Source organism: Nitrobacter sp. MLSD-S21 (assembly GCF_058809865.1).
In genome coordinates this window covers 38,190-60,137 of record NZ_JBXASZ010000007.1, presented here as the reverse complement: position 1 = coordinate 60,137, position 21,948 = coordinate 38,190, and the positions used below count along the sequence as shown (strand labels likewise).

At 60.1% G+C, this 21,948-nt stretch carries 18 protein-coding genes; 15 read left to right on the top strand and 3 right to left on the bottom strand.

Going from position 1 to position 21,948, the window contains the following annotated elements:
- Nucleotides 1–121: 121 nt before the first annotated feature.
- Both AC1RT6_RS17095 and AC1RT6_RS17090 read right to left on the bottom strand, forming a co-directional pair.
- On the bottom strand, nucleotides 122–526 hold the full coding sequence (locus AC1RT6_RS17095; RefSeq protein WP_079447753.1) for a winged helix-turn-helix domain-containing protein: 405 nt from the start codon (nucleotides 524–526) through the stop codon (nucleotides 122–124).
- 65 nt (nucleotides 527–591) lie between these two features.
- Entirely contained in the window at nucleotides 592–3,114 is a 2,523-nt protein-coding gene (locus tag AC1RT6_RS17090) for a DUF3772 domain-containing protein (RefSeq protein ID WP_079447752.1), read from the bottom strand.
- Nucleotides 3,115–3,564: 450 nt separating this feature from the next.
- On the opposite strand from AC1RT6_RS17090, the gene AC1RT6_RS17085 reads away from it, so the two are divergent.
- The 13 genes from AC1RT6_RS17085 (at nucleotide 3,565) to AC1RT6_RS17025 (ending at nucleotide 16,736) form a co-directional block, all read left to right on the top strand.
- Entirely contained in the window at nucleotides 3,565–3,834 is a 270-nt protein-coding gene (locus AC1RT6_RS17085) for a hypothetical protein (RefSeq protein WP_338013171.1), read from the top strand.
- A gap of 124 nt (nucleotides 3,835–3,958) precedes the next feature.
- Complete coding sequence (locus AC1RT6_RS17080) at nucleotides 3,959–5,179, top strand: acyl-CoA dehydrogenase family protein (RefSeq protein WP_079447751.1); 1,221 nt, start codon at nucleotides 3,959–3,961, stop codon at nucleotides 5,177–5,179.
- A gap of 8 nt (nucleotides 5,180–5,187) precedes the next feature.
- Entirely contained in the window at nucleotides 5,188–5,730 is a 543-nt protein-coding gene (locus AC1RT6_RS17075) for a flavin reductase family protein (RefSeq protein ID WP_079447750.1), read from the top strand.
- Between the two features lie 174 nt (nucleotides 5,731–5,904).
- Nucleotides 5,905–7,125 carry a citrate transporter gene (locus AC1RT6_RS17070; protein ID WP_472791416.1) on the top strand — a complete coding sequence of 407 codons (1,221 nt, stop codon included), beginning with the start codon at nucleotides 5,905–5,907 and terminating at the stop codon, nucleotides 7,123–7,125.
- A gap of 217 nt (nucleotides 7,126–7,342) precedes the next feature.
- The gene (locus tag AC1RT6_RS17065; protein WP_079447830.1) at nucleotides 7,343–7,951 is read left to right on the top strand and encodes a LemA family protein; all 609 of its coding nucleotides are present in this window, start codon (nucleotides 7,343–7,345) and stop codon (nucleotides 7,949–7,951) included.
- A gap of 21 nt (nucleotides 7,952–7,972) precedes the next feature.
- Nucleotides 7,973–8,836, top strand: coding sequence for a TPM domain-containing protein (locus AC1RT6_RS17060; RefSeq protein ID WP_472791512.1), 864 nt, complete (start codon nucleotides 7,973–7,975; stop codon nucleotides 8,834–8,836).
- A 2-nt stretch (nucleotides 8,837–8,838) separates the two neighbouring features.
- Nucleotides 8,839–9,336: a TPM domain-containing protein gene (locus tag AC1RT6_RS17055; protein WP_079447748.1), complete on the top strand. Its 498-nt coding sequence runs from the start codon at nucleotides 8,839–8,841 to the stop codon at nucleotides 9,334–9,336.
- Between the two features lie 170 nt (nucleotides 9,337–9,506).
- Nucleotides 9,507–10,508: a hypothetical protein gene (locus tag AC1RT6_RS17050; RefSeq protein ID WP_079447828.1), complete on the top strand. Its 1,002-nt coding sequence runs from the start codon at nucleotides 9,507–9,509 to the stop codon at nucleotides 10,506–10,508.
- A gap of 239 nt (nucleotides 10,509–10,747) precedes the next feature.
- Nucleotides 10,748–11,677 (top strand): hypothetical protein, encoded by a 930-nt coding sequence (locus tag AC1RT6_RS17045; RefSeq protein ID WP_244553527.1) that lies wholly within the window; start codon nucleotides 10,748–10,750, stop codon nucleotides 11,675–11,677.
- 558 nt (nucleotides 11,678–12,235) lie between these two features.
- Nucleotides 12,236–14,395, top strand: a complete 2,160-nt coding sequence (locus tag AC1RT6_RS17040; protein ID WP_079447747.1) for a TonB-dependent receptor plug domain-containing protein — start codon at nucleotides 12,236–12,238, stop codon at nucleotides 14,393–14,395.
- 222 nt (nucleotides 14,396–14,617) lie between these two features.
- Nucleotides 14,618–15,157, top strand: a complete 540-nt coding sequence (locus tag AC1RT6_RS17035; protein ID WP_079447746.1) for a hypothetical protein — start codon at nucleotides 14,618–14,620, stop codon at nucleotides 15,155–15,157.
- A gap of 157 nt (nucleotides 15,158–15,314) precedes the next feature.
- Nucleotides 15,315–16,166 carry a cytochrome-c peroxidase gene (locus AC1RT6_RS17030; RefSeq protein ID WP_244553526.1) on the top strand — a complete coding sequence of 284 codons (852 nt, stop codon included), beginning with the start codon at nucleotides 15,315–15,317 and terminating at the stop codon, nucleotides 16,164–16,166.
- Between the two features lie 132 nt (nucleotides 16,167–16,298).
- Nucleotides 16,299–16,736 carry a hypothetical protein gene (locus tag AC1RT6_RS17025; RefSeq protein ID WP_079447745.1) on the top strand — a complete coding sequence of 146 codons (438 nt, stop codon included), beginning with the start codon at nucleotides 16,299–16,301 and terminating at the stop codon, nucleotides 16,734–16,736.
- Nucleotides 16,737–16,784: 48 nt separating this feature from the next.
- On the opposite strand, the gene AC1RT6_RS17020 is transcribed toward AC1RT6_RS17025, so the two are convergent.
- On the bottom strand, nucleotides 16,785–16,973 hold the full coding sequence (locus AC1RT6_RS17020) for a hypothetical protein (RefSeq protein WP_139372919.1): 189 nt from the start codon (nucleotides 16,971–16,973) through the stop codon (nucleotides 16,785–16,787).
- Nucleotides 16,974–17,186: 213 nt separating this feature from the next.
- Here AC1RT6_RS17020 and AC1RT6_RS17015 point away from each other — a divergent pair, with 213 nt between their 5' ends.
- Nucleotides 17,187–18,698: a protein adenylyltransferase SelO gene (locus AC1RT6_RS17015; RefSeq protein WP_079447743.1), complete on the top strand. Its 1,512-nt coding sequence runs from the start codon at nucleotides 17,187–17,189 to the stop codon at nucleotides 18,696–18,698.
- Nucleotides 18,699–18,922: 224 nt separating this feature from the next.
- Nucleotides 18,923–21,733 carry a malto-oligosyltrehalose synthase gene (gene treY / locus AC1RT6_RS17010; RefSeq protein ID WP_079447742.1) on the top strand — a complete coding sequence of 937 codons (2,811 nt, stop codon included), beginning with the start codon at nucleotides 18,923–18,925 and terminating at the stop codon, nucleotides 21,731–21,733.
- Nucleotides 21,734–21,948: the final 215 nt, after the last annotated feature.

Below are 21,948 nucleotides of genomic sequence, written 5' to 3'. Positions count from 1 at the left end.
ATATATCACGTTAGGCGAAATCAGGCCAGAGCGCTGCAGGCGGGGAAGCAGGGGAATGAGCGCCGGATGCGGCCGGCCGGTGCGGCAAACGTGGGCCGCTCGGCGTTACGGCGCGGCCGGATCAACGAGCCTTGGCGTCCCTGTCTCGTTCCGTGCTTTTCTTCGGGTGCCGGATGTCGTTTCGCAGCGCCTCGAGTTCCTTGTGGACCGCGCTGGCGGCATCGCGTTCTATCTTGCGATAGCGAGCGACCAGGGCGACCCCGAAGGGGGTCAGGACCGCGCCGCCGCCGTTCTTGCCGCCGGTCTGCCGCGCGACCGCCGCCTGCCGGCAGATGCGATTTATTTCATCGACGAGATCCCAGGCGCGCTTGTAGGACATGTCCATGGCACGTCCGGCGGCTGAAATTGAGCCGCAAGTATGGATGCTTTCGAGCAGTTGGATCTTGCCTGGTCCGATGCGGCCCTTTGGATCCAGATCGATTCGCAAACTCAGTGAGGGTAGTGATCTGTTGGATAAAGCCTGCATTTCACGCTCGGTATTTCACGATCGAAGATACGGAAGCCGAACTATACATCATTCGATGGTGAACGTCAGCTTTCCAATGAACCTATCCGCCGTCCTGACGCCCCGGAGCGTCTGCCGTCAGCCAGGTCGCGCACGAAAGCTTCGATGCGATCGAGGTCGCCAATATACAGGTCCCGTTGAGCGTTCGGAAGCGCGATTCCCTCCTTTCGGAAGCGCTTGAGAATCTCGAGTCTGACCTCGTTGGCGGCTCCTGCATCGATGCCGATGTGCGCGACGTGAAAAAAGACCGCAAACTCCAGTGCGTCGGGACCGAATTTATTGAGAATTGCAAACGGTTCAGGCGACTTCAGGGCGCGGGGGTGGTGCGCGACGATGTCGAGCAGGATTTCGACAACCTTGTCCGGGTTCGCGTCACAGGAGGTGCTGACCGTTACGGACAGACGAGCCGAATAACTTCCATGCATCCAGTTGACGACCTGGCCGCTAATCAGTTCCGCGTTCGGCACGATCACCGAGACGTTATCATAGGTGGCGATTTCGGTGGCGCGCACGTTGATGCGTTTCACGACGCCCATGCGGGTACCGACTTCGATGCGATCTCCGACCTTGATCGGGCGCTCCACAAGCAGAATCAGGCCGGAGACGAAGTTGTTGATGATGGATTGCAGTCCGAAGCCGATGCCGACCGACAGCGCGCCGGCCACGATAGCGACGTTCTGCAAGTTAAGTCCGACATACGACAGCGCGATCAGGGTCGCGAGAATGACCCCCGCATAGCCCGCGCCGGTGCCGATCGAACTGCGAACGCCGACATCGAGATTTGTTTCAGGAAGGAAACGCTCCTCCAGCCATCGCTTGAGCGCGCGCGTGGCCACGACGCCGACGGTGAGCACCGCAAGCGCGCCGAGAATCTGGGACGGCGAAATGGTGATGTTGCCGATTTGAAAGCTGAAGAATGCCGACGACATTGACGTGACGACGTCGTCAGAACGAATTCCCCACGTGGTGAGGATAATAAAGGCTGTAAGTCCGATTAGGGACAGTTGGACGAGGCCACCGAGCACCGCAGCGATCTGACGGACCGCGCCGCTCCCGAGGCCGGCGGTTTGCCGCAGAAAACGGCCGACCGCGCCGCTAAAAGCGAATGTCGTATTGATAAGAACCGCCGAGAACCGGCTCAGGAGGATGAAACTCATGAGCGCGACGATCATCACGACCATTTCGATCGTGATGAACCGGCCTAATGCGACATATCCCGCGAGGGGCCCGATAATGGCGGCCATGGCCATCATCCAGCCGATCGGAATCAGCAGGCGCCACGCGGATCTTTGGGCGGAGGAGGGTGCGGCGGATTCCTCCTCGGCTTCGGTGGCGGCCGCAACGCGCAGCGCGCCCATGAAGAGAAGCGCTTTCGTGATTGCAAGTATCGCCTGGCTTGCGATCGTAAGCTCGATTGGCGATGCGATCGCCAGACTGAGCGCGTCGAGAACGATGCCGACCGCGGTGACCATGGCGAGCAGCACCGAGTAGGAAATCAGGCCGTCGGCCGCGGCATTGTCCAGTTCGATCAGGCGCCATGATGGGCGGCCAGGTGCGAGGACCGCGCTGGTCAGCCGGATAAAAAAGAACCCGAAGGTGATACCCAGAAACAGGGCCCGAACGATCGGCGTCACGTCGCCGGGGAGAACCTCGAGCGTCAGAAGCGCCTGGTACAGCACAAACAGTGCGATGGCCGTAAGCGCCGTATCGGTGAACACGATCGCGGCCGCGGAACCCGTCTTCCGCAGCGCGCTGGGATTGGCGATCTCGGGATCGCGCGTCGTCCATCTTGACCACCAGTGCCTGCCCGGTGACAGGAAGAATCCGAGCACGACGATGGCGGCGATAACAAAGCCGGATGCGGCGCGAAGCGGCTGTGACGATAGCACGCGCCCCCACTTGGAGAGCAGATCGACCAGGCGGCCGGCGGCAATCGGAGCTGCGTTCGCGGCCGTGAGCCAGAACTCGGGATTGACGAGGCTGGCGGAGCGCTGCAGCACGGATTCGTTGAATACCGCACGCCGCCGATCGGAGATCGCGTCGATCGTTTGCTGGGCTCGCACGTTGATGAGCTTGGCCTGTTGAATGACGCCTTGCCTTGCGGCGATCTCAGCCAATAGTTTGGCCCGTTCGAGCTTCACGTCGTCGGGCTGTGGAGCGGCGGCTTCAGGGCTTGGCGCGAGTTCGGCGGCGCGTGCGCTTGCCGCCTCGAGGCGAGGCGTAATTCTCGATATCAGCTCGCGTGCTTCGCGCTGCGCCGTCGCGGATCGATCCCGAAGATCGTTCAACACGGTGTCGTGAATGACTCTGGCGCGCAGCGTCGCCTCGACCTGATCGAGCGTCTGCTTCCACTCGTCGAGTTTCGACTGCGCTCGCGGAAACTCCGGCGCCGGGACGGACGGCAGATCCTCTGCGGGAGCGGGAGGTGCAGCAGCCGGGCTCGCCGGTTTGCCATTCCCCGGTGCCGGCGCCGGCGCAGGTGTCGCGGCATGCAGAGGCATCCACGATAAAAAGATGATGAAGAAAATTGCCACGCGGATTGTCTTCATGCTCTTTACCTATCGAAACTGCAGAGGATTGACGATGCAGCATTCCAGAAAGGAATGGCGGAGCCGACCATAACGGTTTTCCGCTTCTGGTCCGGCCGTGCAATGCGCGTGAAGGCGCGCAAGTTTGCTTAAGCTACAATAGGCGGAATTCCGCCTATTGTATGTACGACGGTTCAGCCGCCGTTCGCTTGAAATAACCTGGCCTTCAGCGACTCGTAATGCTGACGACGTTGTTCGATGAGAGGGTCTAAGGACAACTCTCGGGCCACAGGCCAATTTGTCCCAGTCCTTTAATGGCGGTCGCTGTCGGCGCGGGGCGTATCATGTGTATTCCGTTGATGTAACTTGCATATTTCTTGAGTCACTCACCTCACGGTCTATCCAAAGTCCATGGTTCAGGGGGCCGCCTCGACAACAGCCGCAGATTCAGGGCCGCTCAAAGGGCTTCAGATGACCGTCGTTCACACCGAAACCGTCTGTCAAATCGCCGCGATCCTGGCTGTCGCAACCTCCCTGACCGCGCTGGCGAACCCGAGCTGTGCATTCTCCGCTGAAACGACAGTCCACAGGCGACGCATTCCGGCGCTGCAACTCCGAATCCCGGACATCGGCCGGATCACCGCTTGCATGCTCAAAAACCGCTCCAGCCTTAGCTCGGGCTGTCGCGTCGAGCTCGACAAAGGGCTCGTTGCAAAATCCCACAGGGTCGCCGCGCAGTAAACTGCCGGATTCGGCGGACGCCATCTGTAGTTGATCCTCCTCTTGCTCGCTTGTAGTTAGAAGGAGTGGTCACGAAGCCCGTGCATGGGCGACGTCGCTCAGCCGAATTTCAGGGGATTGTCGAATGGCAGGTATCGATCCCGGCACGCCTGCAAATCCGGCAGGGTCTGATGCAGACTATGCGGCTGTGATGGCGCGGGCGCGAGCGCTGGCGCCGGATCTGCGTGACCGGGCTGCCAGGACCGAGGAGTTGCGGCGCTTGCCGCCGGAGACGGAGGAGGAATTCCACGAGGCCGGATTGTTCAGAATCCTGCAGCCGAAGCGGGTCGGCGGCTCTGAATTCGACTATGTAGCACTCGTCGACTGCGCCGAGGCGATTGCCATGGCTGACGCATCCGCGGCCTGGACGCTGGCCAACCTTGCGAGCCATCACTGGATGCTCGGCATGTTCGACAGCCGCGCGCAGGATGCCGTTTGGACCAAGGATGCGAGCGCGTTGATCGCGTCGTCCTTCGTGTTTCCTTCCGGCCGTGCCAGGAAAGTCGAGGGCGGCTACCGCCTGCAAGGCCACTGGCCGTTTTCATCCGGAGTGGATTGCTGTGCGTGGAACATGCTGGCGGGGATCGTTTTATCAGATGATGAAGCCGACGGCATTGAGTACAGGATTTTTCTGATTCCCCGTGAAGACTATCGGATCATCGACATGTGGAACGCCGCCGGCCTGAAGGGAACGGGCTCGAACGACGTTGCTGTCGACGATGTCTTCGTCGAAGGTTGGATGACGCTGTCGGTCGAGGACATCGCCGGTGGTCCGTCGCCCGGAAGTGCCGTCAATGCGAACCCGCTTTATGCCCTGCCGGTTTTTGCGCTGTTTCCGTTCGTGCTATCCGGGGTGGCGCTTGGTAACGCCCAGGGCTGCCTCGAAGACTACATCGAGGTCGCACGGCACCGCGCAACCACCTACAGTCGCGCCATGCTAGGCGATCTTCAGTCCACACAGATCAAGATTGCCGAAGCATCTGCGAAGATCGACGCCGCTCGTCTGATCATGCGTTCGGTCTGCATCCGAGCGATGTCTGATGCGCGGCGCGGGCTTGTCCCCGACATGGTGGTAAAAACCGGATGGCGGCGCGATGGCGCTTATGCTGTGACTCTGTGCACCGAGGCGGTTTCGTTGCTGTTTGCGTCGAGCGGCGCGCGCGGGTTGTTCGCCGGCGCTCCGCTGCAGCGCCAGTTCCGCGATGCGAACGCGATCAATTCCCATATCGCATTTAACTTCGATGCTGCGGGCACGGATTACGGCCGGGTCGCCCTCGGGCTGCCGTCGCAGAATCTGACGTTGTGAGGCGTCTGATGGCCGACGGTCCTGAACTTCCCGATACGCCGGATCCGGCCCGTGAGCTGGCGAGTGGGGAGTCAGCTCTTGATCCGCGCGACTTCCGCAACGCGCTCGGGACCTATGCAACGGGAGTCACCATCATCACGGCTGCCGACGAAGAAGGAAAACCGCACGGGTTGACGTGCAACTCGTTCGCGTCAGTCTCGCTGAATCCGCCGCTGGTGCTTTGGAGTCTGGTGATCTATTCACGGAACATGAGGGTATTCCAGAATGCGAGCCACTTCGCGGTCAATGTTCTCGGAACTTCCCAGCATGGGCTTGCGGATAAATTTGCGCAGCCGTCAAGCCGCAAGTTCGAGGGGACCGACTGGAAGCCAGGTCTCGGCGGCGCTCCGCTTCTGGCGGACAGCGTTGCGAACTTTGAATGCCGAACCGTCGATCGTTATTACGGGGGGGATCACGTCATCTTCCTCGGCGCCGTAGAAGCCTATAGCTACAACCGGGATGAAGCGCTGTTGTTTTCCCGCGGAAAGTATGGCCGCTTCGTCGGCGGATGATGGTTTGATTTATCCATCAACGTCTCAAGCCGGCATGGGATCACATGCCGCGACGTCAGAGGCGAAGACGATCGAAATTCGTTGCAGCAGCGATTCGGTTTCACTTCCCTCGTCCCTCGCGTGAATCCGCCGTGCGGATCTCACTTTGTCAATGCTGAAATATTTGAGAATGCGATGGCCGATTCGATTCTAGTCGTTGGAATACCCCTCGATTTCATTTTCTTTGCGTGTCTTCTTCTCGGCATTGCGGTGTTTCACCGTCATACGCTTCCTATAGCCTTGATCGGTCTTGCAGTGATCGTCGGTTACAAGATGGGTTTTACCGGATTCAAGTTTGGCACGGGAGTGGCCGGCCTTGTCAATCACATGACCCACGAGTGGGTCATGTTGGCCAACTTGTTCCTGTTGCTGATGGGATTTGCCATTCTGTCGCGGCACTTCGAGGAGAGCCGGATTCCCGATGAGATGCCAGCCGTGCTGCCCGATGACTGGAAAGGCGGCGTCGTCCTTCTCATCATAGTCTTCGTTCTGTCGAGCTTTCTCGACAACATCGCGGGTGCGCTGATCGGCGGCACGGTGGCGCGCCATGTCTTTCGGGAAAAGGTTCACATCAGCTATCTGGCCGCGATCGTCGCGGCCTCCAATGCCGGCGGCGCTGGGAGTGTGGTCGGCGACACGACAACGACGATGATGTGGATTGACGGCATCAGCCCGCTCAGTGTGCTGGAGGCATATATCGGGTCCATCGTGGCGCTCGCGATCTTTGCGATTCCGGCCGCAATGCGGCAACATCGCTTTTCGCCGGTGGTGAAAAATCCGCAGAGCGGCTTGCGCGTGGACGGCGCGAGAGTCGTCATCGTTGCAGTCATTCTCATCGCCGCGCTGGCGGCGAATGTGACCGCCAATCTGAAATTCCCGGCGTTGCTCGATACGCTTCCCGTGCTCGGGCTAGCTGTCTGGGCGGCGATTTTGCTGACAGCCTTCTTGCGCGCGCCGGATTGGAAGGTCATGCCCGAAATATTCAAGGGCACGATCTTTCTTCTGGCGCTGGTGACTGCCGCCTCCATGATGCCGGTCGAGAAGCTGCCGGCGGCGTCGTGGCAGACGGCGCTCGGTCTCGGCTTTGTTTCGTCGGTGTTCGACAACATCCCGCTTACCGCGCTTGCGCTCAAGCAGGGCGGCTATGATTGGGGGTTTCTCGCCTACGCTGTCGGCTTCGGCGGCTCGATGATCTGGTTTGGCTCCTCTGCAGGCGTGGCGCTGTCGAACATGTATCCCGAGGCGAAATCGGTTGGGCTATGGGTCAGGCACGGGTGGCCCATCGCGGTCGCGTATGTTGTCGGCTTTTTCGTGATGCTGGTCGTACTTGGCTGGAATCCCGACGCGCCCCATTGAAGATGCATCGGCTCACACCTGGTTAGGTTCGCGTCGCGATATCCATAGTCATCATGCCTCGAACTATACCGCGCGGCGGAAAGATTCGGCGAACAGGCGAGTTCCGCGTGGGGCAGGGATTTGACAGGACTGGCCCGCTTAACATCTGCTACCTTCCGGCTGTACGGCCGAGAGGTCGCGGGACGTTTCCCAATCTGTTGTCGGCAGGAGAGATATGATGCGAAGGCTTTTGACGGTGCTGGCGGCGCTCGCAACTCTGAGCCTGACCAATTGCGGCTACAATGCTATCCAGTCGCAGGACGAGCAGATCAAGTCCGATTGGTCCGAAGTGGTCAATCAATACCAGCGTCGTGCCGACCTGATTCCGAACCTCGTCAATTCCGTGAAGGGTTTTGCGCAACAGGAGAAAGATGTTCTGCTTGGCGTCACCAACGCGCGCGCCAAGGTGGGCAGCATCCAGGCGACGCCAGACGTGCTCAACGATCCGGCTGCGTTCCAGAAATTCCAGGCCGCCCAGGGCGAGCTTTCCAGCGCGTTGTCGCGCCTTTTGGTCGTCACCGAGAATTATCCGCAGCTCAAATCGGATGCGCTGTTTCGCGATCTGATGGGCCAGCTCGAGGGCACTGAGAACCGCATCACCGTGGCGCGCAATCGCTACATCAAGGCGGTGCAGGACTATAACGTGACCATTCGCTCGTTCCCCACCAACCTGACCGCCATGGCGTTAGGTTACAAAACGAAGCCGAATTTCACGGTCGATAACGAAAAGGACATCTCGACCGCGCCGAAGGTCGATTTCAATCCGGCGCCGGCCGCGCCGAAGTAGCCGGCGTAGCCGGTGGCGATGATGCGTACCCTGAAGGCAGCGCTGCTGACGCTGATGCTGTGTTGGGTCGGCGCAGCGTTCGCCGATGTGGCGGTGCCGCCTTTGACCGGCCGCGTGGTCGATCAGACCGCGACGCTGGGCAGCGATCAGAAGGCGTCGCTCGAACAAGATTTGAAAGCGTTCGAGGATCGCAAGGGTAGTCAGGTCGCGGTGCTGATCGTGCCGACGACCGAGCCGGAAACGATCGAGCAATATTCGATCCGCGTTGCCGAACAATGGAAGATCGGCCGCAAGAAAGTCGATGACGGCGCGATCCTCGTCGTCGCCAAGAACGACCGCAAGCTGCGGATCGAGGTGGGTTACGGCCTCGAAGGCGCGCTGACCGACCTTACCTCGAAGCGCATCATCGACGAAGAGATCGTGCCGAAGTTCCGGAACGGCGATTTTGCCGGCGGCATTTCGGCCGGCGTCGATCGCATGTTGCGCGTGATCGACGGCGAACCGCTGCCTGCGCCAAAGCCGCAGGGACAGTACGCGAACAATTTCAGCATCGAGGATATCTTCAATCCCTTTGTCATCGTCGGCGCTCTCGTCCTCGGTGGGATCTTTCGGAGCGTCTTCGGCCGGCTGTTCGGCTCGGTGGCGGTCGGGGGAATCGTCGGTTTCCTGGCCTGGCTGTTCATCGGATCGCTCGTTGTCTCCGGCATTGGCGGTGGGCTTGCTTTCATCTTCACGCTGTTCGGCGATGCGATTGTTTCGAGCGCGGGCCGGGGCGGCGGCACGTGGGTCGGAGGCGGCAGGGGAGGCGGATCGTTCTCGGGCGGCGGCGGCTTTAGCGGCGGTGGCGGCGGCTTTGGCGGCGGCGGCGCATCGGGGAGCTGGTAGGCATGGGCATTGGACGCATCGGCAAGCATCTGCTCGGGAGCCGCTGGCGGGTGCGAAAGTATTTCCCGCCGGACGTGATGGCGGTCATCGAGCGGGCTATCCGCGCCGGAGAGGCGACCCATTCGGGTCAGGTGGTGTTCGCCGTTGAAGGCGCGCTCGATGGCATCCCTTTGTTTCGCGATCAGCCGGCGACGGCGCGTGCGCTTGATGTGTTCGCGCATCTGCGGATTTGGGATACCGCGCACAACAACGGCATTCTGATCTATCTGCTGCTTGCCGACCGCGATGTCGAGATCGTTGCCGACCGCGGCATTCACGCCAGGGTCGGCGAAGCGGTGTGGAAGACCATCTGTGCCACGATGGAGGCTGAATTCAAGCAAGGTCGTTTCGAGGCGGGGGCCGTCACGGGCATCGAAGCCATCTCGCGACAACTTGCACACCATTTCCCAAAGCAGGGGACCGGCCCAAATGAGCTTCCTGACGTGCCGGTCGTGATGTGATTTGACGTCGCCATTGCTCTCGCCCCGACGGCGGCCGGGACATTTGCGGACCCAGTTAAGCCGCCTTGTCGGTCGGAAAAAATCCTAAAATTTCCGCAATGGTGCCGAAGGTAACGATTCCGCAAGCAATGAAGTTACCAGATGGTCAACCTGTCATGGAGGTTTTTAACGTGAGCGACCATTCGTCTGAGCGGACCACCGGTGAGCACGGTAACGAATTCAGCGGGACAGGGGACGAGTCATCGCGCGCCGAGCCTTCGAAGCTCGCGCCTGAGCAGGAATTGTCCGTACCGCCGCCCGACGACGCTAAGCCGATAGCACCTCGGATCGAACCCACGATTGAGACGGAAGCTCCGAGGACGGAAGTCTCTCGGGTCGAACGCGACGTTGAGATGGAAGCTCCGAAGGCCGACGCTCTGCGAGAAACCGGCAAGACAATGATCGTCGCGCCGTTCCACCGCGAGGCATGGGATCGCGCAGGCCACGATCAGAATTCAACGGCAGCCGGTGGCGCGCAGACATCGAGCCGGTTCGGCAAACGGCGTTTCAACGCCATTGCAGCGATAGCGGCATTGGCCGCGATTATTGGCGCGATCGGTGGTTCGCTCGTGACATCCGGCCTCGGGCACGGCACTGCGGATCAACAGTCGTCGGCGATTGCGGACCGTACCCAGGCATTGGAGGGCACCATCGAGCGGCTCGAATCCGAAATCGCCACGTTAAAAACAGGCATCGATCGTTCGACCAAGGGCGATGTCGGCCAGTTCGCCAAGGTCAACGATCGTCTGGGCAAGATCGAGAAGGCGCATGCTGACTCGGCGGCCAGATTGACGAAACTCCAGGAGGCGTTGGACAAGCAGCATTCGGCCGCAGCGCCGGCAGCACCGGCTGCGCCTGCAACCACCGCCGCAGCGAACGTGACAGGCTCGATTCCGGCTGCCGAGCCGGTGCCGCTACCGGCGCCCAAGCCGAGCATCGCGCGTTTGCCCGCAGTCCAGGGCTGGGTCTTGCACGACGTCATGGATGGCAATGCTTTGATAGAAGGCCGGAGCGGCGTCTACGAGGTTCACACCGGCGATCCGGTGCCGGGGCTCGGCCGTGTCGATGCGATTCGCAAGCAGGACGGTCGCTGGGTTGTCGTAACCAGCAGAGGTCTGATCGTAGCGCGCTGACGCGGTCTCCACGCCTAGGCCGTGTCCTCATAAAATCAGGAAACTTGGTTGCGGCGCGTTTGATGTCCGTTTGTCCCTCAACAACGGCACAAAAGCGGACATTGTGCGAGGTCCGGGAAGGGCCATAAGCTGCCATTGAAGATGAAGGCACGATGTTTTTACTCGATGCTGACCGGCTTTCTTCCCGTTGTCGCGGGCTCTGCGTTCACACTTGGATCGTCGCGACTTTCGCAATCATGATGGCCGCCGCTCCGCTACAGGCTTCAGCAGCACCAAAGGCGTCAGCGTGCGGATACCTCGCTGGTCTGATTGATAAGGCACCGCCGTCGGGGCCGTTGTTCCTGCCCAGCTATCCGACCGTCGAATCGGGGCCTCTGCATGGCGCCGCCTACCTCTATGACAATGCGGTAGCCGCCATCGCATTGGTCGGTTGCGGTGAGCAGGACAAAGCGTATCGGATTGGCTCGGCGGTTCTTTGGGCCATCGATAACGACCGCACCTGGCATGATGGACGGCTCAGGAATGCTTACGCCGCGGGTGTGGTGGCGAATGGCCCCGTCAAACTTCCAGGGTGGTGGGATAATACTCAGAACAAATGGTTAGAGGATCGATATCAGGTGGGCAGCGATGTTGGTAACATCGCATGGGCCATGTTGGCGTTGCTGTCGATTGACGATGCGAACACCGGCTCTCGGTTCCGCGATGGTGCAGCACGGCTTGGCGCCTGGGTCGCGCAATGGGCCGATACGCGCGGCACTGGCGGTTTCACGGGCGGTACGTTTGGGCATGAACCGACGCCGGAAGTGCGGGCGTGGAAATCGACCGAACATAATACTGACCTCGCCGCTGCGTTTGGCCTTCTTGCGATCCGTACAGGCGATTCGCGCTGGCGCGATAAGGCAACGGTTGCTGAGTACTTCGTAAATACGATGTGGAAACCGGCATGCGCCTGTTTCGCCGCAGGGACAGCTGAAGACGGCGTCACGCACAATCCGATTTTGGCTCTGGATGCTCAGATCTGGCCTTTAACAGCGCTTCACGGAGCGGCCGGGAAATTTGCATCGGCAATGACGACCGCCGAACAGCGAATGAGTGTCGGCGGAGGCTTTCTTACGGCGAAGACCGGGACGGTGTGTGGACCGAAGGGACGGGCCAAGTGGCTCTCTTGATGAAATTGCTCGGCAAGACTGAGAGGGCAGAGTCGTTGATCGCTGTCATCGAATCACAGAGGTCGCCCGATGGTGGGTTCTATGCCTCGACTGTCCGCGAGTTACCAACCGGGTTCGTGTTGGACACCGACCCGACCAAGCCGCGACTCTATTTCCGATTGTCACATCTTGGCGCAGCTTCGTGGGCTGCCCTCGCGGAACGTGGGTTCAATCCCTTTACGATGACAAAAGGACTTCCGTAATTGAGCCGCAGCGCTTCTCGTCTTGGCCTTTTCGGTCTTTTTTGATTTCGATATGTCCGCCGATATGAAATCGAGACAATGCTGGGGTCTAAGCGAACAGTGAGTGAGAACGTCGCGCTATCCGCTATCCAAAAATGTGTGCGGTAATACCCGTGCCACTATAGCGAGGCGGCCGCTGCCCGCGCCGGTTGAAACATCCGGCGCAAGAGTCGCTCAACTCAGTCGTTATATATGTGTCAATATGTCGCTGAGATTTTTACCTCCATCCTCGGTATCGATATTTTTTTATAAATATAGCGATTGCTTGGGGGTGACGATGATACGATCAGTGAATTTCCCTGGCAGGGGCGCGCTCCTGTCGTCCGTAGCGATTGTTGCGATGACGGTCGGCGCGGACGCGCAAGATCGTGGCCAAGATCGTGACGGAGTTTATCAACTCGGCGAGATCTACGTTTCAGGCGCAGCACGCGGAGGAAGCGGGAGCGGGGGTGCGGGCGGGGGCGGCGTCGGCGGTTCAACGGTGACGCGCGAGCAGATGTGGACCTTCGAAAAGCAGACCCTCGATCAGGCGGTGAACCTGGTGCCGGGTGTTAACGGCACGCTATCGTCCGCCGGTCAGCGTAACGAGACCGACATTTTCGTGCGCGGTTTTGGCCGCTGGCAGGTACCGTTGATGATTGACGGTGTGCGCCTCTATCTTCCAGCCGACAACCGGCTCGATTTTAGCCGTTTCCTCACCGGCGACATTTCCGAGATCCAAATTCAAAAAGGTTATGCTTCGGTGCTCGACGGGCCGGGCGGAATGGGCGGGGCCATCAACCTGGTGTCGCTTAAACCGGTCAAGCCGTTCGAGTCTGAAATCCGCGCTGGCACGATGTTCGACAATCGCGGAGCATTTCAGGGTTGGAACAGCTACGCGAGGATCGGCTCACGCCAGGAGAATTTCTACGTTCAGGGCAGCGTCAACCAACTCGACCAGAATTTCTGGTCGCTATCGCGCGGCTATTCGCCATATCCAGCGCAGGGTCCTTACCCCGGCTCGCTGGAAGATGGCGGACGGCGCAACGGATCGGACACGCAGGACTGGCGAGTCAACCTCAAGGCTGGTTACACGCCCAACGCCACCGACGAATACAGCATCAACTATACCAAGCAGTCCGGCGCCAAGGGTGCGCCCCTGAACGTCTACAACAACCCGCCATCGAGCCAGAACAGCTTTTGGCTCTGGCCCGCATGGAATGTCGAGAATCTGGCCTTCCTGTCGAACACGCAGATCGGCGACGCCTCCTATCTCAGGACCAAACTTTTCTACAACAAGTTTTACAACGCGCTCTCGGCGTATGACGACATCACCTATAGGTCGCAATCGAATCCCGGCCGTTTCAACAGCCAGTATAACGACAACGCGCGCGGCGGCTCGATCGAGGCCGGCACCGAGCTGATTCCGATGAACACGTTGAAGGCGGCATTCCACTATCGGCAGGATTTTCACACCGAGCAGAATGACAACCGTCCGACCAGTCCTGTTTTTAATACCACCGAGCCGTGGCAGCATCAGAACCAGACGACGTGGTCGGCGGCGCTGGAAGACACTTTCCACGTCACCCCGGACGTCGATTTGGTGGGGGGTGTCAGCTATGACAAATATCGGATCGATAAAGCTGAAGAGTATGACGACATAAGGGGACTATACGAGTATCCCAAAGGTGGCGCCGATGCCTTGAACTGGCAAACGGCAGCGATCTGGCGTTACAGCGAGGCCAAGCAGGTCTATTTCAGCGTATCTGACCGCGCGCGCTTTCCGACCATCTTCGAGCTTTACAGCCAGCGCTTTGGCAATGCGATTCCGAATCCCAACCTGGGCCCGGAGCGCGCCACCAATTACGAACTTGGCTGGAAGGGTCAGATTCTTTCTAACCTGAAGGGAACGGCTGCGATCTTCTACAGCGACGTGCGCGATCTGATTCAGGCGGTCCGTGTCAGCCCGACACAGTCGCAGACGCAGAACATCAACCAAGGCAACTTCTATGGTTTTGAGGCGTCGCTGGAAGCGCAGCTCTCCGCGCAGTTTATGATCGGCGGCAACTACACCTTTATCGAGCGAAACGTCAGCGACGTATCAATTCCCGGATTCAGGCCGGTCGGGGTGCCGACCCAGAAGGCGTTCGTCTATGCCACATGGCGGCCGATCGAGCCGCTCGCCATCACGCCGAATCTGGAGGTCGCGAGCGACCGCTGGAGCGATGTCCTCGTCGGCACCCAGGGACCGAACGCGCCGATCCGCGCCGCCTTTCCCGATCTCTATATCCGCACCGGGGCCTACACGCTCGCCAACATCAACGTCAACTACCAGGTCACCGAGAATGTCGAGTTGGCCGGCGGCGTGAGGAATCTGCTCGACCAGAACTACGAACTGGTGTGGGGACTGCCGCAGCCGGGACGCACCTTCTACGCGAAGGTGCGGGCCATATTTTAGCTTGGTGCGGCAGCGCGGCGAGAAGATGCACGCTGGCCCTCCGGCGTGCATCTTCAAAGGGCGCTGCGCTGATCGTGTATGCCTGTGGGGCCGCTTTGTCCGTTTGGCGAACGAACTTCGAAAGGTCTTAACACGGTCAGCCAGACTTTGGCCTCGATGTGCTTGGTATGCTTGTTGCGGAGTCTGCACGTTATATTCAGGTAATGGTGACGAGAGGTAAACATGCGCAGGAAGATTTCATGGGGTCTGGCGCTGAGCGCGCTTGGCCTTGCCGCCGTTGCAGCCGGGCCGATCGAGGCACAGGAATCTGCTCCGCCGCCGGCTTGTGCCGCTCCGGTCGCGCCGACAGGTGAACTGGCACCCTGGACCACACCGTTCCAACTAAAGGCGGCGGAGACCGAGACAAGTACGTCACGCGCGCGCCTGCCAATAGGCCAGGCCGCAAGCCTCACTTTGCTGCGGACACCTGATGTGCGTTACCCACTGCGCCCGGAGAAGCCGGGCGGCTCGGTCAGCTATGGCGGTCTTGTGCTGCTCGATGTGCATGAGGCCGGCACCTACCGGGTGGCGCTCGATTCGGCCGCCTGGATCGATCTCGTGCGAGACGAGCAGGCCGTGAAATCGACCGCGCATGGCCATGGGCCGAACTGCACCGGAATCCGCAAGATGGTAGATTACCCTCTCACCCCCGGCCCTTACATCTTGCAAATATCGGCCAATGGCCAGCCGCAGATGACAGTGCTGCTCGCGCGCTTGCCCTGATCCCGTGCAGACCCCGCCCTTCTCACTCCTGTTGCCGTCAGCCGGGCTCCTGCTGACAAGTTTGTTGTCAGCAGGATTTCTACCGCGAGAGACTTCAACATGGCGCTGGACGCTGCCTGCCGGCGTTTCGGCGCCGCCGATTCCAGCCGATAATCCCATGACCACTGTCAAGATCGAGCTTGGGCGGCGTCTATTCTACGACGCTGATCTCTCGGCTAACGGCACGATGTCCTGTGCTACTTGCCACGAGCAGAAGCACGCTTTCGCCGATGGCAATCGCACTCATCCTGGAGTGACCGACGAGTCCGGGCGACGCAATGTTCCCGGGCTGGCCAACGTCGCCTGGTTCACACCACTGAACTTCGCGGATCCAGCAGCCACAACGCTTGAGACGCAGGCGGCGACCCCGGTATTCGGCGCTCATCCGGTCGAGATGGGCATGGCAGGGCGCGAGGCGGAGATCGGCAAACGGCTCGGACGCGATAGCTGTTATCAGACGATGTTCGCACGCGCCTTTCCCGAGAACAGCGGTCGCATCGACTTTCCCAACGTGGCGCGTGCGCTGGCGAGCTTCGAACGTACGCTCATCTCTTATGGCAACGCCTGGGACCGGCAGCAGCTCGCTCCGAATGCACAAGCTGGTTCAGCGCTGTTCGCCCGCGATTGCGCGGCCTGTCATTCGGGAGCGAACTTCACGGATTTGTCCATGCACCGGCTTGGCCCGGCCGATCCCGCGCTCCCCGATCAGGGGCTGTTCGAGAAGACCGGGATCGACGCCGACCGTGGCAAATTCCGGACGCCATCGCTGCGCAACGTCGCGCTCACCGGCCCCTGGTGGCACGATGGATCGGCGCGGACGCTCGATGAGGCTGTCGCCAAGCACGGCCTGACGCACGACGCGGCCGAGGCGAAACAGTTGATCGCCTTCCTCACGGCTCTGTCCGACACCGAATTCACCCAGCGCCAGTCGCTTGCCATGCCTGAAGAGGCTTGCGGCAAGCGCCTCTAACACACAGACCGTGCGAAGCGCTTTTTGCCTCCATCGAGCAGGCAGTACAGTTAGCCGGTTCCTTACTGGACATAGTTATGAGCGAGCATTAGGTTTTGCGGCGAGGGGCGATCAGAGAACGAGACGAGTAGCATGGCTCCTCAGTTGCAGTATCAGGTCAGGTTCGACGTAAACGATTCGGTCATCGCGGAATCGATACGACGAAACGTACAAGAACCGGCGCTAACACGCCTTTTGGATATTCTCGCCAGACATCGCGCGGTGCCAAAATCCCAGTTCGATGCATTTTCCGAGTATGTCGCCGTAGCAGAAGAGCGCGGCATCGAAGGCTATCCGCTTTATGAATGGACCAAGGCAACGATTCAGAACCCGACAAAGAAGGAAAAATATCTGAAATCCTTCACGCTCTATGTGGAGGATCAAGAGGTCTATGCGAAGGAGATCGCTGATAGCTTGGAGTCAGATCTGCAACCGCTTGCTACGAGTGGGCTCATTACCCGGATATCCAAGTACGATACGAACCCCGAAAATAACCCTCAGCCACCGCAGCGTGGCACCGACCAAGGCTAATACGTCGCGGAGCGTGTCCGGGCGTTTTCCGATGCGGGCTGCCAGCGGCTAAAGCTTGGCGCGGCGCCCAGATCGTCCCAAAAGCTTTGCCGGGCGACTGGCGAGCAGTTCGGCCAGCCGCTGATCGTTGCCGTAGTCGAGTGGCCATTCCTGAACGCCGCCGAATTCATAAGCCACTGAGGCGGGCGCTGAGCTAATGTTCGTTAAGCGTTTTTTGAGCCAGTCAATCATCGTCATTTGGCGCCTCCATGATCGCGCTCTTCTAACTTTGCGGAGGAGAACATGCGTAGGCTTGAGTTTGTTCCCAAATTTTCGTTGCGAGAAGAGGTTTGCAAGAGAAGGACTTTTAAGCCGATTCTTGCTCTTGGCCCCAATGTGCTGGGTTTGAGACGTTGAGGCCGGAACGGGTGAACCTTGCTTTTTTAGGACGGAGGGACGACTCTTAGAATCATGAGATCGCTTGCAGAAAGTTCTACGTCCGCGGACGCGGCAGGGCCCATTCCGTTCGACAACAGCTATGCGCGGTTGCCGGAGGCGTTTTATCAACGCGTGAAACCGTTAGCGGTAGCAGCGCCGAGGCTCTTGCGCGTAAATGACGCGCTGGCTTGCCAACTGCGCATCGATCCAAGGTTTCTCGAGAGCCCGGAAGGCGTCGCTGTCCTCTCTGGCAATGAGATCGCGTCTGGATCCGAACCCATCGCGCAGGCCTACGCAGGGCACCAGTTCGGAGACTTCGTGCCCCAGCTCGGCGACGGGCGGGCCGTTCTGCTTGGCGAAGTCGTGGACGTTGCGGGTAAGCGATTCGACCTTCAGCTGAAGGGCTCTGGCCGAACCCGCTTCTCGCGGGGCGGTGATGGCCGCGCCGCGCTCGGTCCCGTCATCCGCGAATATATCGTCAGCGAGGCCATGGCTGCGCTTGGCATTCCTACAACACGCTCGCTCGCCGCGGTGTTGACAGGCGAAAACGTCATGCGCGAGCGGGCGCTGCCGGGCGGAATTCTGACCCGCGTTGCGTCGAGCCACCTGCGCGTCGGCACGTTTCAGTACTTTGCCGCACGGGGGGACATCGAAAACCTTCGCGCTCTGGCCGACTATGCGATCGCCCGGCACTACCCGGAAGCGCGCTTGGCTGAGGACCCCTATCGGGCTTTCTACGACGCGGTCGTCGCAGCGTTGGCCCGGTTGTCGGCAAGATGGATGCTTGTTGGATTCATCCATGGTGTTCTGAACACTGACAACACCGCGATTGGAGGCGAGACGATTGACTACGGGCCGTGCGCTTTCATCGACGCCTACCGGCCTGACAAGGTTTTCAGTTACATCGACCAGTTCGGACGCTACGCGTTTGCAAATCAGCCCGCCGCCGTGGCATGGAATTTGGCCCGGTTTGGCGAGACATTGCTACCGCTCATAGCGGATGGCGGTGACAAGGCGATTGAAGCTGCAAATGCCTCGATCGCCGGCTTCGATGATCACTTCAATGCCGCATACCTTGCAGGCATGCGTCAGAAGCTCGGCCTCGCGCGCGCGGTGGAAGGCGATCTCGAACTCGCGTCTGATCTCCTGAACCGGATGGCGGAGAATGATGCGGATTTCACGTTGACTTTCCGCGCCCTTTGCGAGGCAGCCGCCCATGCCAAAGGCGATGTGGACGTACGGGGGCTATTCACAGACCCTTCCGCTTTCGACGAATGGGCTGGACGATGGCGGGAACGCCTGTCGCTTGAAGAACGGTCGGCCGAAGCGAGGCGCACCGAGATGCTGTCCGTCAATCCGATGTTCATCCCGCGCAATCACCGCATCGAAGCGGTCATTCGGGACGCTGAAGCGGGCCGCTTTGAAAAGTTTCACGAACTCGTCGAGGTGCTGGCGCATCCCTTCGACGACCAGCCGAAGTTTGCTGACTATGCGAAGCCGCCCCAACCGGAGGAAGAAGTCCGGCAGACTTTCTGCGGGACATAACCGCTAGGATGCGTGCAGGGACTGCGCCTCCCGTTTCTTTCAGATGTGGGTAACTCTTGCCGGCGCAATTCGCCTAAGCACGACAGACAACTCGGGCTTTGCGTAGGGAACTCTTGCAACATCCAAAAGTTGAAAGAGGCTATCACCGACCGCATGGCAATTTCGTCGATCAGGTCAACGTACCGGCCCTCTTTTGAGACCCTAATTGGCGGCGGATATACCGGATGACTCTTGATCGACAGGGCCAGCCTGACCGCAAGCCGATCCCACGCGCCACCTACCGGCTGCAGCTCAACAAGGATTTCGGCTTCGATCAGGCGGCGGCGCTCGCGCCTTATCTCGCCAGGTTGGGAATAAGCCATGTCTACTGCTCACCCTATCTGCGGGCTCGCCCCGGCAGCACGCATGGCTACGACATCGTCAGCCACACCGAACTGAACCCTGAGCTCGGCAATACCTCAGCCTTTGAGCGGATGGTTGCCGCGTTCCGGGAGAACGGTCTCGGCCAGATCCTTGATTTCGTCCCGAACCATATGGGGGTGGGCGGTGCGGACAATCCGTGGTGGCTGGACGTGCTTGAATGGGGTCCGGATTCGCAATTCGCAGGCTGGTTCGACATCGATTGGGAGTCGGATCGCAGCTACCTGCAAGGCAAACTGCTGGTCCCCTTCCTGGGCGAGCAGTACGGTGCTGAACTCCAGTCGGGTGCGCTCCGACTCAGGTTCGATGCGGAAGCCGGCTCGCTGGCCGTGTGGGCATACGACAACCACAAGCTTCCGATCAGCCCGCTTCACTACGAGCGCGTCCTCGGCGATAACCATCCGGACCTGGAGCGCATCGGCGACGCGTTTGCGCACCTCTCGACATGGCGGCCGCATATCGTCCGCCGGGCTTCGGATCTCAAATTGGAGCTGGCCGAGTCAGTCAGGGAAAACCCCGATCTGGCGATCGCGATCCAGGCCGCGGTGGACCGTTTCAACGGCGAGATTGGCGAACTGCAAAGCTGGTCGCAACTTGACGCGTTGATTCGCGACCAGCACTGGCGCGCAGCCCACTTCCGCGTCGCGGCCGACGACATCAACTACCGCCGCTTCTTCAACATTAATGACCTGGCTGGGATCCGGATGGAGCTCCCTCAGCTTTTCGACCATGCGCACTCGCTGGTGTTCCGCTTGCTCGAACAAGGAGTGCTCGACGGAATCCGGCTGGATCACGTCGATGGTCTTCTCGATCCGAAAGGGTATTGTTTGCGCTTACGGGAAAAGGCGCCATGTCCGTTCTATCTCGTTGTCGAGAAGATCCTTGCGCCGCATGAAAACCTGCGTGATGACTGGGATGTCGAAGGGACGACTGGCTACGAGTTCGCTAACCTCGTCACCGGTCTGCTGAACGATCCGGCGGGTCAGGAGGATCTCACGCGCCTTTACGCCGACTTCACCGGTGAACGGGCCTCCTTCAGTGCCATCGTCCGCGATTCGAAGATGCGGATCATGGAGAACGAGATGGCGAGCGAACTGAACGTGCTGGCCAGGGAGGCAGCGCGGGTGGCGCGCTCGAATCCGCGGACCGCTGACTTTACCAACAACGTCCTGCAACGGGCGCTAAAAGAAATTATCGCCGTTTTTCCCGTCTACCGCACATATGTTGACGGACGGAGCCCGCCCACCCAAGCAGACCGCCGCGATATCGATTGGGCCATGGCTCAGGCCCGCCGCAATGGTGCTGCCTTGGACCCCAGCGTTTTCGATTTCCTCCACCAACTCCTGACTTGCGATCTCGTTGCCGAGCCGCGTAGCGGATTCAGCCGCGTGGAGGTGGTTCGCGTCGCAATGCGCGCACAGCAATATAGCGGCCCCGTAATGGCCAAGGGCCTCGAGGATACCGCCTTCTACCGCTACAACCGGATGCTGGCGCTGAATGAGGTCGGCGGCCACCCTGACCAGTTCAGTGTAAGCGTATCCGCCTTCCACCACGCCAATGCCCAGCGGGCGAAACGAACGCCGCATGCCATGCTGAGTACCGCCACGCATGACACCAAGCGCGGCGAGGATACGCGGGCGCGGCTGGCGGTGCTATCGGAGATGCCGGACGAATGGGCCCAACACGTTGCACTTTGGAGTCGGATGCTGCGGGCGCGCAGCGCAGGAAATCCGGACGCAGCGCCGCCAGATCGCAATGACGAGTATGCGTTCTATCAACTCCTGCTCGGAGCATGGCCGGCCCAACTTTCAGCGGGCCAGCTTGATCCGGAGGAAGTGGACGCCTTTCGCAAGCGGATTGAAGGCGCCATAACGAAAGCCATGCGTGAAGCCAAGGTCCATACGACCTGGGCTGCGCCGAACGCCGCATACGAAGACGCCGTTTTAGAGTTCATTCGCTACGCGCTGGACACGTCGCGAACCAATCCCTTTCTGGAATCTTTTTCCGCGTTTCAGCAGCGCGTGGCTACCTTTGGCGCTCTCAACAGCCTTATTCAGGTCGTGCTGAAATTCACGGCGCCCGGCGTGCCCGATCTCTATCAGGGCGCGGAACTCTGGGACTTCAGCATGGTCGATCCAGATAATCGTCGTCCCGTTGATTACGACATCCGGAAAGCATCACTGGCATCCGTGGAATCGGGCAGGGGTGATCTTCCAGAGCTTCTGGAAAACTGGCGTGACGGCCGTTTAAAGCTCCGCCTCATTGCCGAGACGTTGGCGTTGCGCCGTCGCGAACCGGAACTGTTCATGCACGGTTCGTACGAAGCGCTCCACGGCACAGGTCCGCAGGCAGATCGCCTCTGTGCCTTCATGCGCACCAGCGAAGATAGCGCGCTGGTGACCGCGGTGGCTTTGTACCCGTCCCGTGGGCATGGGGCAGATACATGGGGCGACTGCACTCTGACTCTATCGTCTGAGGTCGTTCCGCAGCGATGGTCAGAGCTGTTCAGCGGACGTGAGTTCATACTGTCGCAAGGGTCGTTTCTAGCACGTGAGCTGTTCGCCAGCTTGCCGGTCGCGCTGCTCACGCCTTCCCGGAATTTGCCGCCCGCCTGAGCCTGTGGGCGTTCGAATTTCGTGTACAGATTGATATGACCCATCGCCGTGAGCTGCCGCGTCGGGGAACTCAATTGCACGCCATTGTATCAGCCGCCCGCCTGTTTCTATTTACCGCAGGAAAGGCCAATTCTGATCAACTCCCTTGAGAAGTTCCCATCGGGCGCGTGGGCAGGGCGAAAACTCGGGGTAGTATCGCTGCCGCGATTCGGGAG

Bases quoted from the DNA above. Each gene is read 5' to 3' on its own strand.
- AC1RT6_RS17095 (WP_079447753.1), bottom strand. From the start codon at position 526: ATGCAGGCTTTATCCAACAGATCACTACCCTCACTGAGTTTGCGAATC.
- AC1RT6_RS17090 (WP_079447752.1), bottom strand. From the start codon at position 3,114: ATGAAGACAATCCGCGTGGCAATTTTCTTCATCATCTTTTTATCGTGG.
- AC1RT6_RS17085 (WP_338013171.1), top strand. From the start codon at position 3,565: ATGACCGTCGTTCACACCGAAACCGTCTGTCAAATCGCCGCGATCCTG.
- AC1RT6_RS17080 (WP_079447751.1), top strand. From the start codon at position 3,959: ATGGCAGGTATCGATCCCGGCACGCCTGCAAATCCGGCAGGGTCTGAT.
- AC1RT6_RS17075 (WP_079447750.1), top strand. From the start codon at position 5,188: ATGGCCGACGGTCCTGAACTTCCCGATACGCCGGATCCGGCCCGTGAG.
- AC1RT6_RS17070 (WP_472791416.1), top strand. From the start codon at position 5,905: ATGGCCGATTCGATTCTAGTCGTTGGAATACCCCTCGATTTCATTTTC.
- AC1RT6_RS17065 (WP_079447830.1), top strand. From the start codon at position 7,343: ATGCGAAGGCTTTTGACGGTGCTGGCGGCGCTCGCAACTCTGAGCCTG.
- AC1RT6_RS17060 (WP_472791512.1), top strand. From the start codon at position 7,973: ATGCGTACCCTGAAGGCAGCGCTGCTGACGCTGATGCTGTGTTGGGTC.
- AC1RT6_RS17055 (WP_079447748.1), top strand. From the start codon at position 8,839: ATGGGCATTGGACGCATCGGCAAGCATCTGCTCGGGAGCCGCTGGCGG.
- AC1RT6_RS17045 (WP_244553527.1), top strand. From the start codon at position 10,748: ATGGCCGCCGCTCCGCTACAGGCTTCAGCAGCACCAAAGGCGTCAGCG.
- AC1RT6_RS17040 (WP_079447747.1), top strand. From the start codon at position 12,236: ATGATACGATCAGTGAATTTCCCTGGCAGGGGCGCGCTCCTGTCGTCC.
- AC1RT6_RS17035 (WP_079447746.1), top strand. From the start codon at position 14,618: ATGCGCAGGAAGATTTCATGGGGTCTGGCGCTGAGCGCGCTTGGCCTT.
- AC1RT6_RS17030 (WP_244553526.1), top strand. From the start codon at position 15,315: ATGACCACTGTCAAGATCGAGCTTGGGCGGCGTCTATTCTACGACGCT.
- AC1RT6_RS17025 (WP_079447745.1), top strand. From the start codon at position 16,299: ATGGCTCCTCAGTTGCAGTATCAGGTCAGGTTCGACGTAAACGATTCG.
- AC1RT6_RS17020 (WP_139372919.1), bottom strand. From the start codon at position 16,973: ATGACGATGATTGACTGGCTCAAAAAACGCTTAACGAACATTAGCTCA.
- AC1RT6_RS17015 (WP_079447743.1), top strand. From the start codon at position 17,187: ATGAGATCGCTTGCAGAAAGTTCTACGTCCGCGGACGCGGCAGGGCCC.
- treY (WP_079447742.1), top strand. From the start codon at position 18,923: ATGACTCTTGATCGACAGGGCCAGCCTGACCGCAAGCCGATCCCACGC.